The organism is Clostridium coskatii, from assembly GCF_001675205.1.
GTDB lineage: Bacteria > Bacillota > Clostridia > Clostridiales > Clostridiaceae > Clostridium_B > Clostridium_B ljungdahlii.
Map to the genome: position 1 here is coordinate 1 of NZ_LROR01000028.1, position 14158 is coordinate 14158.

19 protein-coding genes and 1 pseudogene are annotated in these 14158 nt (G+C 28.2%); 15 read left to right on the forward strand and 5 right to left on the reverse strand.

Annotated features, from left to right (window positions below):
* A pseudogene (locus CLCOS_RS02660) lies at positions 1-225 on the reverse strand (hypothetical protein); the annotation flags it as partial.
* Positions 226-479: 254 nt separating this feature from the next.
* Here CLCOS_RS02660 and CLCOS_RS02665 point away from each other — a divergent pair.
* Entirely contained in the window at positions 480-998 is a 519-nt protein-coding gene (locus CLCOS_RS02665) for a methyltransferase family protein (RefSeq protein ID WP_063601588.1), read from the forward strand.
* Positions 999-1321: 323 nt separating this feature from the next.
* Here CLCOS_RS02665 and CLCOS_RS02670 read toward each other — a convergent pair whose 3' ends face one another.
* Complete coding sequence (locus CLCOS_RS02670) at positions 1322-1972, reverse strand: Crp/Fnr family transcriptional regulator (protein WP_063601589.1); 651 nt, start codon at positions 1970-1972, stop codon at positions 1322-1324.
* Positions 1973-2081: 109 nt separating this feature from the next.
* Here CLCOS_RS02670 and CLCOS_RS02675 point away from each other — a divergent pair, with 109 nt between their 5' ends.
* On the forward strand, positions 2082-2846 hold the full coding sequence (locus tag CLCOS_RS02675; protein ID WP_063601590.1) for a class I SAM-dependent methyltransferase: 765 nt from the start codon (positions 2082-2084) through the stop codon (positions 2844-2846).
* A gap of 103 nt (positions 2847-2949) precedes the next feature.
* On the opposite strand, the gene CLCOS_RS02680 is transcribed toward CLCOS_RS02675, so the two are convergent.
* The 3 genes from CLCOS_RS02680 to CLCOS_RS21715 all read right to left on the reverse strand — a co-directional run bounded on the left by CLCOS_RS02680 (position 2950) and on the right by CLCOS_RS21715 (position 4290).
* The gene (locus CLCOS_RS02680) at positions 2950-3720 is read right to left on the reverse strand and encodes an ion transporter (RefSeq protein WP_063601591.1); all 771 of its coding nucleotides are present in this window, start codon (positions 3718-3720) and stop codon (positions 2950-2952) included.
* Between the two features lie 199 nt (positions 3721-3919).
* A complete protein-coding gene (locus CLCOS_RS22230) occupies positions 3920-4078 on the reverse strand; it encodes a hypothetical protein (protein ID WP_175412925.1) in 159 nt (52 codons plus the stop codon).
* Positions 4033-4290 (reverse strand): ImmA/IrrE family metallo-endopeptidase, encoded by a 258-nt coding sequence (locus CLCOS_RS21715; protein ID WP_153042900.1) that lies wholly within the window; start codon positions 4288-4290, stop codon positions 4033-4035. Before CLCOS_RS21715 ends, CLCOS_RS22230 begins: the two co-directional genes overlap by 46 nt.
* A 149-nt stretch (positions 4291-4439) precedes the next feature.
* On the opposite strand from CLCOS_RS21715, the gene CLCOS_RS02685 reads away from it, so the two are divergent.
* From CLCOS_RS02685 to CLCOS_RS02745, 13 genes are all read left to right on the forward strand, one after another.
* Positions 4440-5954, forward strand: coding sequence for a GspE/PulE family protein (locus tag CLCOS_RS02685; RefSeq protein ID WP_063601592.1), 1515 nt, complete (start codon positions 4440-4442; stop codon positions 5952-5954).
* 307 nt (positions 5955-6261) lie between these two features.
* The gene (locus CLCOS_RS02690; RefSeq protein WP_082853571.1) at positions 6262-7284 is read left to right on the forward strand and encodes a type II secretion system F family protein; all 1023 of its coding nucleotides are present in this window, start codon (positions 6262-6264) and stop codon (positions 7282-7284) included.
* 27 nt (positions 7285-7311) lie between these two features.
* Entirely contained in the window at positions 7312-7704 is a 393-nt protein-coding gene (locus tag CLCOS_RS02695; RefSeq protein WP_063601593.1) for a type II secretion system protein, read from the forward strand.
* 63 nt (positions 7705-7767) lie between these two features.
* Positions 7768-8220, forward strand: a complete 453-nt coding sequence (locus CLCOS_RS02700) for a type II secretion system protein (protein WP_063601594.1) — start codon at positions 7768-7770, stop codon at positions 8218-8220.
* Complete coding sequence (locus CLCOS_RS02705; RefSeq protein WP_242866936.1) at positions 8172-8708, forward strand: type II secretion system protein; 537 nt, start codon at positions 8172-8174, stop codon at positions 8706-8708. The genes CLCOS_RS02700 and CLCOS_RS02705 overlap by 49 nt, the downstream gene beginning before the upstream one ends.
* Positions 8677-9174: a ComGF family competence protein gene (locus CLCOS_RS02710; protein WP_082853572.1), complete on the forward strand. Its 498-nt coding sequence runs from the start codon at positions 8677-8679 to the stop codon at positions 9172-9174. The genes CLCOS_RS02705 and CLCOS_RS02710 overlap by 32 nt, the downstream gene beginning before the upstream one ends.
* Positions 9175-9230: 56 nt before the next feature.
* Complete coding sequence (locus CLCOS_RS02715) at positions 9231-9584, forward strand: hypothetical protein (RefSeq protein ID WP_242866937.1); 354 nt, start codon at positions 9231-9233, stop codon at positions 9582-9584.
* Positions 9581-10315, forward strand: coding sequence for a hypothetical protein (locus CLCOS_RS02720; RefSeq protein ID WP_063601597.1), 735 nt, complete (start codon positions 9581-9583; stop codon positions 10313-10315). Before CLCOS_RS02715 ends, CLCOS_RS02720 begins: the two co-directional genes overlap by 4 nt.
* A 67-nt stretch (positions 10316-10382) precedes the next feature.
* Positions 10383-10826, forward strand: a complete 444-nt coding sequence (locus tag CLCOS_RS02725) for a hypothetical protein (RefSeq protein WP_063601598.1) — start codon at positions 10383-10385, stop codon at positions 10824-10826.
* Positions 10827-10936: 110 nt separating this feature from the next.
* Positions 10937-11356, forward strand: a complete 420-nt coding sequence (locus CLCOS_RS02730; protein WP_013237764.1) for a hypothetical protein — start codon at positions 10937-10939, stop codon at positions 11354-11356.
* Positions 11357-11663: 307 nt separating this feature from the next.
* On the forward strand, positions 11664-12740 hold the full coding sequence (locus CLCOS_RS02735; protein ID WP_063601599.1) for a M24 family metallopeptidase: 1077 nt from the start codon (positions 11664-11666) through the stop codon (positions 12738-12740).
* A 328-nt stretch (positions 12741-13068) separates the two neighbouring features.
* A complete protein-coding gene (gene efp, locus CLCOS_RS02740; protein WP_029170128.1) occupies positions 13069-13626 on the forward strand; it encodes an elongation factor P in 558 nt (185 codons plus the stop codon).
* A 39-nt stretch (positions 13627-13665) separates the two neighbouring features.
* A complete protein-coding gene (locus CLCOS_RS02745; RefSeq protein WP_013237767.1) occupies positions 13666-14067 on the forward strand; it encodes a CD1247 N-terminal domain-containing protein in 402 nt (133 codons plus the stop codon).
* Positions 14068-14158: the final 91 nt, after the last annotated feature.

A 14158-nucleotide genomic window follows, 5' to 3' on the forward strand; every position in this document is an offset into this window, starting at 1 on the left:
TTTGAATCCATACATTTTAATATTATATAATGTTCCAGCACCCGTAAAATGTAGAACTCCAAAAATATAAAGTGCAAAAATAAAATTCCAAATTAAAAATCTTTTTTTATTTCTCATTTTATCTTTTCTAAATACTACATGTAGAATCACATATGTGATAAAAAACGGAATTAAAACAGAAAGCATTTCATATCCAATCAAAACCCAATTACGTATATCACTCATTATAGCTCTCCTTTCCTTATACACATCAAACATGCATGTGAGATATTGTCGTTGATATATCAATTTAGCTATTATTTTTGCATCTTTCTTATTATTCTTTGTAGGATTGTTACATCACTACTATAGACTTATTTATTTTTAATATTTTATATAATAACCAATATTAAAAATATAATTTGTAAAATCGTATAAAATTTAGATATTCTCTAAGAAAGTTGTAAACAATATCTAATTGTTTTAGAAGGTGGGATAAAATGAACGCAGTTTTGACAGTAATACCAATTATACTTATTAGGTATGGACTTTTAAGTATAGTAAACAAAGAAGCACTTAAACGTGCGGGTTTATTTGCTCCAGTAATCGGAAGAGAAAAAGTAGCATATTGGGTTTATCAAATTTCAACTACCTTTATTTTACTATATTTGTTATTACTTAAAATCAGGGAAAACTCTGAGTGGTTTTATATAGGTCTAATAATCTATAGTTTGGGGATTATTTTATATGTGGTATCTATAATAAATTATGCTAATCCTAAAATGAGTGGAATAAATTTAAATGGGTTATATCGAGTATCCCGAAATCCTATGTACATTGCATATTTTCTTTCTTTCTTAGGATGTGTATTTCTAACTCAATCAAGGATATTGCTTGTGCTATTAATATGTTTTCAAATATCAGCGCATTGGATTATTCTTTCAGAAGAAAGATGGTGTATTAAGAAATTTGGAGAAGAATATTTAAAATATATGAATAGAGTAAGACGTTATATTTGATAGGTATAATAAAATTTTATTTCACCCATAATTCACATTTTTTTATTATATAAAAAAATATATAAAATGGGGCCATAACCAACATGGCTCCATTTATGATCTCTGAACATTATATAACTCATCTACCATAATTCTATTCTTATACATATACTGCATATCTAACCCTATGATATAATGTATTTTAGATGTAAATTTGTAGTTCATGATGTTATTTATATAAAGACAATGGATTAAAGAGAAATTCACAGTTGTAAATTTATGTGTCATAATCGTATAATATGAGACCATTTATAGAATCTCTATTTTTCTTTATAATTAATAGATTATGTTTCTAAAAACTTCAAAAGAGCATTTTTATTTAATACGAGAATTTTTTTATATTTAGTATTAATCCATTGATATTGAGAGAATTTGTTTAAAGTTCTGCTTACCGTAACTCTACTTACACCTACAGCCTTCCCAATATCCTCATGGGTACAATCAATAGAACAATTAGTAGATAGACTCACATTTAGTAGATATTGAGCAATTCTTTTCTCTGCTGGTACAAATGAAATATTGTCAATTTCATTTGATAACATTCTTACCTTTTTCGATAGAAGCTCTATGAAATTCAAAGCAAGAAGTGGCTCTTTTTGAAAATATAACATAATATCAGATTTATTAATACTGATGATTTCTGAATCTGAAAAAGCTTTTGCCGATGACATTCTTGGAAAGCCATCAAAAAAAGAAGCTTCTCCAAAAATTTCTCCCTTTTTATAAATTGCTAAAATTTTTTCTAAGCCATCTGTGGAATTTACAAAAGCTTGAACTCTTCCTTCTTTTAGGTAATAAAAATTTTTAGCAATTTCTCCTTGACGATAAATTATTTGATTATCTTTAAACATCTGTGCAGGTTTTGCCTTAAAAGTTTCAAACAATCTAGTAGGAACACCTATTTTATGGACTAAAAATAAATCCCATGTATTCAAGAAAAAACACCTCAATTTAGTAATTATTTTTTAATTGTATCATAGTTTACATTCTTCATAAAAGTTTTATGTAATAATATAATAAAACAATTTATGGAGGTAGCAAAAAATGAAATGGAATAGTAATCTATATGATAATAAGCATTCTTTTGTAGCAGAATACGGTAAGTCTATGATTAATTTTGTAAATGTGGGAAAAGAGCAAAAAATTTTGGATTTAGGATGTGGTACAGGGGTATTAACAAATGAGCTGGCAAAAAACGGTGCAACTGTTATTGGAACAGATTTATCAAAAAATATGATTGATAAGGCAAAATCTAATTATCCTAACTTAATCTTTCAAGTGGAGGATGCAACAAGTTTGCCTTTTAAAAATGAGTTTGATACTGTTTTTTCTAATGCGGTTTTTCATTGGATATCAAATCAAGAAAAATTGTTGCATTCTGTTTATACTTGTTTAAAAGATAATGGGACGTTGATTTGTGAATTTGGAGCACAAAATAATATAAGTCAAATACAAACTGCTTTTGAAAAGGTAATAGAACAAAAGGGATATTCTTATTGTTCACCATTCTTTTTTCCTTCAAAGGAAGAATATAAGTTATTATTAGATCAAGCTGGTTTTGAAGTAAAACATATCATTGAATATGATAGACCAACACCACTTGCTGATGAGGAAAAAGGACTACGTAACTGGATTTGTCAATTCTTTGCAAGTGATTTACTAGAATTTTCAGATGAACAAAAGGAGCAAATATTACTTGAAACAGAAAAACTTTGCAAAAATAGCATATGGAAAAACAACCAATGGGTAGCGGATTACAGGCGTATTCAAATTATTGCAGTTAAAAATAAAAACAATCGTACCAAATGAATATAATAGGTAATTATATTTTTTAGTTCGGAATGTTATTTTTGTACGAAATAAATATAAAAGAGGAGCTATACTTAGTATAGTTCCTTTTTATGATCCTTGACTATTTGTTATTATATTTGTGCCTTATATATTCAATAAAATTCTCAATTTCTATTTGAGCATCTTCTGGTAGATTGCTGTAATCTTGATTTAAAGGTCCTTTCTTAGTTTGGCTATTTGCTTTACTTATAAAATAAGTTGATATAGTGCCAGTAAGTAAACTTATAAGGCCTATTCCCATTACCATGAGAATAGTTGCTGTTATTCTTCCAGGAATGGTTGATGGCGATATATCTCCATAGCCGACGGTTGTGGCAGTTACAAAACTCCACCAGAAAGCATCGCCTAAAGATTTTACAGTTGCTTCCTTTTCAAAAATATATATAGAAAAGGCGCCTATAGTTATTGTTATTATATTTGCATATATTAAGTATGCTAGACCATTCATATATATAAAGTTTTTAGTTTCTCTTTTAGATTTTTCTAAAAATGCTAGGAGCCTAACTAATCTAAAAAATTTTGTCAATCTAATTAATTTTACTGCTCTAAAAAGCCTTGTAGCTCTGAAAAAAGAGTTAAATGGTATTATAGCTATTAAATCAAAAATATTTTCCTTGAAGAATTTCTTTTTATCTTTAGAAATAATGAATCGTACAAAATAATCGACCGTGAATATAATTAAGATGGAATTGTCAATGTAATTATAAGGTGATATATCTATATTAATTTTATTACCTAGGTCTAGAAAAGCTAAAATTACAGCAGTAAATGAAAATAATATGACAAAAAAATTATATATTTTATGTAGTTTCTTAGAGTCATAAAATTTCATTAATCGTTACCGTCTTTCTACCTAGATTTATCAAATTTATATTTAACCAGTTGTTTAGCAACGCCATAATAATTGGCCAATTGATTTACATATAATATTAAAGTTGCTAAATGTTATTGGAATTATATAACTTATCTGCGGCAACATAAGCAGCTTGTCCCATATAAGTACATTACATGTCCAAATTCTATACGTAATACTACTTTGTTTTATTGTTACTTAAAGCTATTCCTAAAGCAGCTCCAATTGATATTCCTAAAGCAAGATTATTGAATAATACTCCAAATGAAATACCCAAACTTATTCCAATAGCTAAATAATCATAACCTTTTTTATTTGTCTTTTTATTTTGTTCCATAAATAAATTCCTTTCCCAATAAATCTAAAATATGATGCAATTTGGATTTTACACATATATTCTCTTATAAAGCAAGTGGATCTATGATAGTGAAGCAGAGCATGTCCTAATTCATGTGCCAATACAATAACTTTTTCAACTTCATTCAAGTTAAAGTTTATTATTAGACTAATGTAAAATCCCTTAGTATTTTCCCTTTTTCCTACCAACATCAACTAAATTGTTTCACAATATTTTCATATTAAGTTAAAACTTCATATGTGCAAAAGTTGAGTTAATTATATTTTATCATCATTGTTTAGAAGTAAAAAGGATGGTTATAATTTAGATATGTAAATAATAATGAAAAGGGGAAAGTAAAGTGTTTCCTGTAGAATTAAAGAATATAAATATAGAAGATATTTCTTTAGAAACAGATGTGATAAAAAAAATACCTGAAGAAATAGCTAGGGATAATTGTTTAATAGCTTTAAAGATGGAAGAAAATAAATTATTTATAGCCGTAGATAAAGTACCAAGTTTTAATTTAATTGAGGAACTAAAATTTATATTGGGAAAAGAACTTAAATTTTTTAGGACTAGTAGGGAAGTTATATTTAAGCTAATAAATAAGTACTACTGCAAACAAAATTTAGATCATGCATTGAAAGACATAAAGTTAAAAGAGAGTATTCCAGAATTAATTGCTAATCCACTTAAAGATAAATATAAATTTCAAGGTTCTCCAGTTATAAAGGCAGCTAATTACATAATTGACAAGGCTATAGATGAAAGAGCTAGTGATTTGCATATAGAACCATTTGAAAATGGTGTTACCATAAGAATGAGGGTAGATGGGATTATGAGGGAGTATATTAAAATACCAAAGTCTATCTATCCTCTTTTGTGCACTAGGATAAAGATAATGGCAGAGCTTGATATAGCAGAAAAGAGGATACCCCAAGATGGAAAGATAAAATATGTTAAACAAAATCTAAACTATGACGTAAGGGTATCTACCCTTCCTACTATATATGGTGAAAAAATAGTTCTAAGAATTTTATATAGAGATGAAAACATAAGAAACATGGCTACATTAGGATTTTCAAAAGAAAGTGAAGATAAAATAAAAAGAATGCTATGTTGCGATCACGGACTTCTTCTAGCTGTCGGGCCAACCGGTTCCGGGAAGTCCACCACGCTTTATTCCCTATTAAATAATATAAATAGGTGTGAAAAAAATATAGTGAGTATAGAAGATCCTGTGGAATATACATTAGAAGGTATAAATCAAGTAAATGTAAATACCAAGATAGGGTTTAATTTTGCAGAAGGATTGAGAAGTATACTAAGGCAGGATCCAGATGTAATAATGGTAGGTGAAATAAGAGATGAGGAAACAGCTCATATAGCAATAAGGGCAGCAGTAACGGGACACTTGGTTTTAAGTACACTGCACACTAATAATCCTCTTGAATCTGCCATAAGGCTTCAAGATATGGGAGTACCAGAATATTTTATAGAAGATGCTCTGGTAGGCGTAATATGCCAGAGACTGGTTAGAAAAATATGTACTCATTGTAAAAGTAGGTATGTACCTTCACTTCAAGAGGTTAAAGAACTAAATTTATCTTCTAATTGTTATTTATATAAGGGAAAAGGATGCTCAAAATGCAGCCATACGGGATATAGAGGAAGAACAGTAGTCTACCAGATAGTTAGTAGAGAAGATATTAGAAGACAGTATAGAAAAGATAATAAAATTAATTTTAAAGATGGTATAAAAAAATCAAATACTATTTCATTGAGAGAAAAATGTATAGAGCTTATTAAATCAGGAATTACAACTTATGAAGAACTATTAAGGCTAAATTTATCCGATGACTACCCGCACTAATATTCCCACTTTTTCAAGTGGGAATAAAGAGCGGCTATGTCCCTGGATAACGATTTCTAAGTATCAGATGGAGTTAAACTCCATCTGATACCAAGAACTCTGTTTATTTGATTGCGATATTAAGGTTAGGTGATGGAACATAATAAAATACTGGGCAATTGATACAAAAGGTAAAAAAATTAAAGGCAAATGTGAAGAATCTGCATTTACAAAATTAAAATATACCTTAAGGAAAAAGGAATATTTTATATATCAGACTATTTCTTTAGAAAGTTATAAAAAATTTTTTTTTAAAAATCCAGGACCAATGGATATAAGCGTACTATGTAGTCAACTGAGTGTTATGCTGGGGGCTGGAATAAACATATCAAGAGTACTTGATAATTTGGAAACTCAGTGTAATAAAAATTCCTTAAGATTAGCATTAAAATCTATAAAAGAAGATGTAATTAAAGGTCAAAGTATACATAGTAGTATGGCAAAGTTTAAAAATATATTCCCTAATTTTATGATTGAAATGATAAGAGTAGGCGAAACTAGTGGAAAACTGGATGAAGTATTGGCAAAACTATCTGAATATTATGAAAAGAAAAATAATATAATGTCCACTATAAAAGCTTCCCTTATATATCCAGTAGTAACTTTGATAACTTCTATATTCATTGTAATGTTTTTGATGATTAAAATAATACCACAATTTACAGATATTATACAGTCAAATGGAGGTGAAATACCAACCTTGACCAGAGTAGTAATGGGCATATGTCAGCTTTTAAAATTGTACTATTTGCAAGGAATTGTAATTCTAATTCTAAGTCTATTGTTGAGCTATAAATTTAGTAAAAGCAGTAGGGGAAGAAAAATTAGAGAGAGTATAAAGTTCAGAATACCTTATTTTAGCAAGGTTTATAATAAAATGTTTATTTTTAAAATATGTTCAGCTATGACTGTACTTAGTGAATCAGGAGTTAACATATTGAAGGCTTTAAAAATAATTAGGAATTTAATTGAAAGTGAAATTATGGCTGAAAGATTAGAAAACTCAATAAAATATATAGAACAAGGAGAAAGTATGAGCGATGCCTTAAATAAGGCAAAAATAAATGATAAATTATTCATATCCCTTGTTCAAACAGGAGAGGAAACGGGACAGATTGATTTAATGTTTGCTAAATTAGAAAAACTGTTTGGCAGTGAACTAGATAGGTATTTCGAAAAATCAACTAAAGTTATAGAGCCAATGATAATAATCATTCTTTCCTTATTTGTTGGAATATTTATTATATCTGCACTTATGCCTATTTTTACTATAATGGATTCTACTCTATAAATTAAAAAGAAAGCTGGGTTATAAATTATGAAGGTACATAAAAAGAAAAAAGGATTTACCCTTATAGAACTTATGCTTGTAGTTGCTATAATATTAGTTCTTTTAGGATTTTTGGTTCCTAAATTTTCTGGATATCAAAGTAAGGTAAAAACTGCTAAAGCCATAAATACGGCTAAACAGCTAGAAACAGCTGCTATGGCCAGCTATGGAAATAGTGATGGAAAATTTGATACAGCTGATGTGCAGGAATGTTTATCAAAGCTTACTTCTGCAGAAAACCCGCAAGTTTCAGCTGGGGACAGTGATCAATTTATAACTATAAACTATAAAAGTGATGATAAAGATTATACTTTAGAAATAAATGCTCAGGAAAGTTCCTATAAAGTAAAAGATGGAGATAAGCAGGTATTTCCAAAATGAGAAAATTCATAATTTAATATTTGATTGTACTTGTAAAAATTGTTGAATGAGGAGAATAATTTTATGGCTGATAAAATTAAAAAAAGGGGATTTACTGTTATAGAACTTCTCTTAGTACTCAGCATATTTTCAATACTTTTAAGTTTTAGTCTGGTTAACTTAGGTGCTTTTGGTAATCTTAAGAATAAGATAGATGTTGATCTTACTAATAATAATATTTTAGACTTTATAAATAAATCTAAAACCTACTGTAGAGACAAGAAAGAAGAAGGAGGATACATTTATTTTGATACAAAAAACAATCAAATAACTTTTAATGTAGCATCGAGTGAAATATTCAAATTAAAGTTACCAGAAGGATTTGTATTAAACCGTGTAAGGGAGGATAACAGAATAAAAATAGATAACATGGGAATTACAGAGGATGCCTGCAGTATAAAATTTAAAGACAGGAAGGGAGAAATGCATTGCATTACTATGTGCGTGGGGACAGCTTACGTAGATATAAAGTATTAATTTGTAAACTAAAAAACTTTGTGGTAAAGATGTTACCTCATAGGAAAAAGATACTGGTCAAAAGAGGATTCACATTAATTGAGGTGTTGTGCAGCATAACTGTTTTCTCGGTATTATTTATGACTGCACTGTTTATTCAGGTAGATGCACTTAAAGTAAAAACATATAACGAAGAGATGAATAATTGTACTTTAGTTATGGAATATGTGAAAAATAGTATTATGTATAACTGCAGCTATGATAGTTTGTTGAATTTAAGGATGAAAGAAAGAACATATATAGACTGCAGCAACTTAAAGTTTCAACATATCAAGAACATAAATGTAACCACTCTGTTTTCAGATGAAAAACCTTTAAAAGAACCTTACATAATTTTAAAGGTAACGGGTGAAAAAGTGCTAAGGGTAAATTTGCAGCTCCATGCTAAAATGTATGGAAATATAAAGGTTGAGGAATGTGATTTTTATAAAGGAAATTATAAAAAGTAGATTAGATGTAAAAAAAGGATTTACAATTATAGAAATGCTTATGGTCATAGCTTTGGTAACGGCAATAACTACCACACAAATAATTGTTATATCGAAATATATGAAATTACACAGAGAAGAAATAAATTATAGTAGGGAAAACTTTTGTGTAAATGAAGCTTTTATAATAATTGAATATCAGATAAAAGCTGCAAAATACATAGATATAAAAAACAATATGATAATTTTAAGGAGATATGATGATAAAGGATATGATTATATAAAAAAGGACAGAAAATCTAATATCATAATTTCTTATGGTAGTCCTGATTCTTCCACTGTAAATAATGTGTTAAAAAATGTTGATAACTTTTATGTGGAAAGGCAGGGAAAAGTATTCTATATATCTATAAATACAAAGAAAGGTAATTTGTATAGAAGATGTTTTGCTATGGAAAAAGAAAAGTTAAAAAAGGATTTATATTGATATATGTGCTTTTTATAGGGTGTATGTGTATTTTAATTTCTCTTGGATGCTACAGCATGGAAATGCACATTAGATCAAACAATTTAAACAGCCATAAAAAGTCTATTCAGGTGGATGTAACTGAAAAATACAGGGAATACCTTTTTACGGAGCTAAATGAGTATATAAGTAAAAATCCATCTTGTGATGATAATGGAATAAAGCAGTATATATCTTCTTTAGACAATTTTAAAATATATTTTGAAGAATGTTATATTTTCTATAACAAGAATACGGATTGCTTTAAAGTGGAGTATATTTTTAATGGTGAATTTTATAAAGAAGAAACTTATGAGTATGAAGTTAAAAATAAAGATATACTGTATAGCTGCATAGATTATTCTTTTAAGAAAGGTGGCTTAGAAAAGTGAATGAAAAAGCTATTTTAGAAATTAATAATAAAAGTATAACATATAGAAGAATGGCGAAAAAACATTCTATATTCAATTTATTGAAGAAAAATAAAATAGATGAGAATGTTATTCCTGTAAATAATATCGAGAACATAAGAATTGATCTGAAAAATAAAAGATTGTTTATATTAGTACATGGAGAAGAGATATATGTAACTGTTATGAAATTACCTAAATTGAAAAGTAAACTCCTCTACAAAGTCATAAGAGATGAATTAAAAAATAAATTTAAAAATCTAGATAATATAATGTTTTCCTATGAAATAGTTCAATCTAGTAAATACAATTTAGAGGTAATGGTTTCTTGTATGAACTGGCATGGCATGGATATAGCAAAAATGTGCAGTGATAGTGGAGCTGATATTAAACAAATAGTACCAATTCAGTTTTATATGTGGGCAAAGTATAAAAACAGGATAAAAGATGAAAATTACATATTCATTTTAAATATGAATAATATTATATATTTTATGGCTTGCTATAGAGATAAGATTATATTGAATAATGTATATAAAGATATATTTAAAGATGGTTTTTCAGAAATTTTAGAACAATTTAGATTTAAATTAAATATTTTAATGCCCAATTTTAACTTTGTTACTATAATCTTCGTGAATTTTATTTACAAAGATATAATAGAAAGTCTTTCTACAAGTTATAAATGTAGAGACTTAGGGGATTTAAGATAGTTTACTTGAGTTATTGTCATAGGGTGTTATGAAATTAGAATAATGAAATTAAGAGGTAGTTTGGTATATGAAAAACTTATATTTTTTACCACAGTGGTGTATAGAAAAAGGAGAAACTAAAAAGAATAAAAGTCTTAAGTTTCTTATTTTGCTTATTTTAATAGTAAACATAATATTTTTAGATACGCTTATAATAAATAGAAATCAATTAAATGATGTAGAAACTAGGTTGAAAGAACATAGTTCTGTAAAAAAGTTATCACATGATAAAAGTAGTACTTTTGAAAATTACTTAGATTTTTATAATTACATATATTTAGGAAGAAACTTTAAAAATGTAAATATAGAAAATAGAAATCTAGATTTAGATTTTGAGGGAAATGAAAAAGAATGTTTTTCACTAATTGGAGATGCAGAAAAATCAAATAAGTTTATAATTAAAAATTTTAAGCTTATAGGAAATGATGAAGGAGGAAAGAAACTGTGGAAAGTCAATCTAAAATTAAAATAAAAGGAATTTGTTTTATCCAATGGTTTAGTCTTTAGGTTTTTTTAAGTGTTAGCGGAGAAAAATCTATTAAAATTGTACATTATAAATTTAATGAAGGTGGAATATTAATAATGAATATGGTAAATAATATATATAGAATTATTATAATATTTTTAGTGTGCAGTTGCACTGTACTTTTAATAAAAAATTATAATGTGCTCAAAAGCATACATAGTGAAAATGTTAAGCTTCAATTTGTAGAAAAAAACTCAAAAACCCAAATAAAAGATAAGGAACAAGTGAGTTATACTGATATTTTGAGAAAATTAAAGTGTATAGAAGGTATGCAGGTAATTAATGTTGCAAGCAATAATGATGGGAAGCTAACCGTACAGTTTGAAGTAATAGGAAATCAAGCTGAAATCAAAAGTATTCTGGAAAAAGTTAAAAAAATCAAATATTTTAGTAACATAGATAATATTAAAATTGAACAGGATAAAATTCAAGGTATAAAAACGAAGGCAGATGTAAATTTTATCCGAAACTATTAATTCTTCATTCTTAACTATTAACTAAAAAAATTACGTTGTAATTTTTTTATATTAAGTGAAAGTTTCATATTGTGTATTGAAGCAAGCACACATTAATATTTGCAAATAATCACAAGTTTTGATAAAATAACATTGTTCACTATGATGATAGAATAATATTATTTTAAATTTTATTTATTAAAATAACAATTTTATCATTTAAATTATTAGCTAAATTTGATTTCAAATTTAGCAGGGAGTAATCTGCCACAAATTAAAGTAATTATAAACATATTATGCCCTGCTAAAATTTAGGGGGGTAATTTAAATGTTTAAAAAAAGAATTGAAAAATTGAGAGAGGCTATGGATAGCCAACAGTTAGATGCTGTTCTGTTAGTTGGAGATCCTAATAGAAATTATTTAAGTGGGTTTACGGGAGATGAAAGTTTTTCACTTATAACTTTAGACAAAGCATTTTTTATAACTGATTCCAGGTTTACTGAACAGGCTAAACAGCAAGTTAAGGATTATGAAGTTTTAGAATATGGTAAAAGCGGTTCTTTTGTAAAATTTCTATCAGATTTGATAGGTAGACTTAAAGTACATAGGCTTGGATTTGAGGAAAATATAGTTTCTTACAGCCAGTATGAGCTTTACCATAGTAATTTAGATTGTGAACTTGTACCAATGAATGGAATGGTGGAAAAAATAAGAATTGTGAAAGATAAAGAAGAAATAAATTCAATAAAAAATGCTGCAAAAATTGCGGATAAAGCTTTTGACCACATGGTGAAATTCATAAAATCTGGTATGACAGAGAGAGAAGTCGGATTAGAACTGGAGTTTTACATGAAAAAGTTAGGAGCTAAGGATTTATCTTTTCCATCTATAGTTGCTTCTGGAGAGAGATCAAGTCTGCCACATGGTCAGGCTACAGAAAAAGTTATAAAAAAAGGAGAATTTTTAACTTTGGATTTTGGTTGCATTTATGAAGAATATTGTTCTGATATGACAAGAACAGTTGTTATAGGTGAACCATCACAGAAAATGCTAGAGATATACAATATAGTGTTAGAAGCTGAAGAACTTGCCTTAAAGGAATATAAACCAGAAATGCCAGCATCAAAAGTAGATGCAGTTGCTAGAGATTATATAACTAATAAAGGATATGGCCAGTGTTTTGGGCATAGTTTGGGTCATGGAGTAGGGAGAGAAATTCATGAGGCTCCTGTAATTGGATATAGAAATAATTCTAAATTAAAATCAGGAATGGTAGTAAGTGATGAGCCAGGTATATATATACCTGATTTTGGTGGAGTAAGAATAGAGGATTTGGTAATGGTAACTGAAAATGGAGGAGAAACTTTATCCAAATCACCTAAGAGTTTAATATGCATAAATTAAGTTCTTAGTATTACTTTATTTAGATAACATATTTATATAACATATTATGTTGTATAATATTAAATATGTAAAAGAAAGTTCTATGAAAAATTAGATAAAAATCAAAACTAGGTCGAATAAGAATAAGAAAGGGGTTAAAACCGTTAATCCAACACTGCTTTTAAAAGTGTTGAAATATAGGGTTAGTTATATCCGAATTTACGTCCCTGGAGTGTGTGACCAAGCGAAAGTAGCTTATAGCAAAATCGGGCACTATGAATGGGAAAGTAAGCTTAAAATCTTAGACATATTTAATTAAGAGAAGAGTTTACATAACGGTATGTATATAATGATATCAGCAGGAGATTTAAGAAAGGGAACTACTTTTGAACAAGATGGACAAGTGTACACAGTACTGGATTTCCTTCATGTAAAACCAGGAAAAGGGGCAGCATTTGTAAGGACAAAACTTAGAAATGTTATAACAGGATCAGTTACTGATACTACTTTTAATCCAACTGCAAAATTGCAGGAGGCAGTTATAGAAAGAAAAGAAATGCAGTATTTATATTCAGATGGAGAATTGTATTATTTTATGGATCAGGAAACATTTGAGCAAATTCCATTGGAATATGAAAAGGTAGAGGATGCAATAAAGTTTTTAAAGGAAAATATGTTTGCTATAATTAAGTTTTATAAAGGTGAAGCATTTTCCGTTGAAGCTCCAAATTTTGTTGAACTTCAGATAACTCATACTGAACCAGGAGTTAAGGGAAATACTGCCACTAACGTATTAAAACCAGCTACTCTTGAGACAGGGGCTGTTGTTCAAGTCCCTATATTTGTAAATGAGGGAGAAACTATAAGAATTGACACTAGAACCGGAGAATATATGGAAAGAGTTTAGCCAATACTAATGGTAAAATAACTTTAAGGATGTGGTATTGTGAATTCTATTATATCTAAAGTATCCTATCTAAATGGTCTAGTAGATGGACTAAAAATTGATAAAAGTACTAATGAAGGAAAAATGCTAATAGAAATTGTTAATGTACTTAAAAGCATGGCAGAAGAAATTGATGATATGTCCAGAGCTCAAAAAGACATGGAAGATTATGTGGATGCCATGGATGAAGATTTAGCGGATTTACAAGACAACTTATATGATGATGATTATGAAATCTGTAAGTGTAAGGATGAAGGAGAAAACTTTACTGAAATACAGTGTCCAAATTGCAATGATACCGTATATGTAGATAAGGATATATTAGAACAACGAGAAGAATTAACGTGTCCAAATTGCCATAGTAGTATTCCTATTAAGGATGAACTTAAAAAAAGTAAATAAACAGAGTTCTTGGCATCAGATTGAGTTTTGACTCTACCTGATGCTTAGAAATCGTTATCCAGGGACGTAGCTGCTCTTTATTTCCACTTGG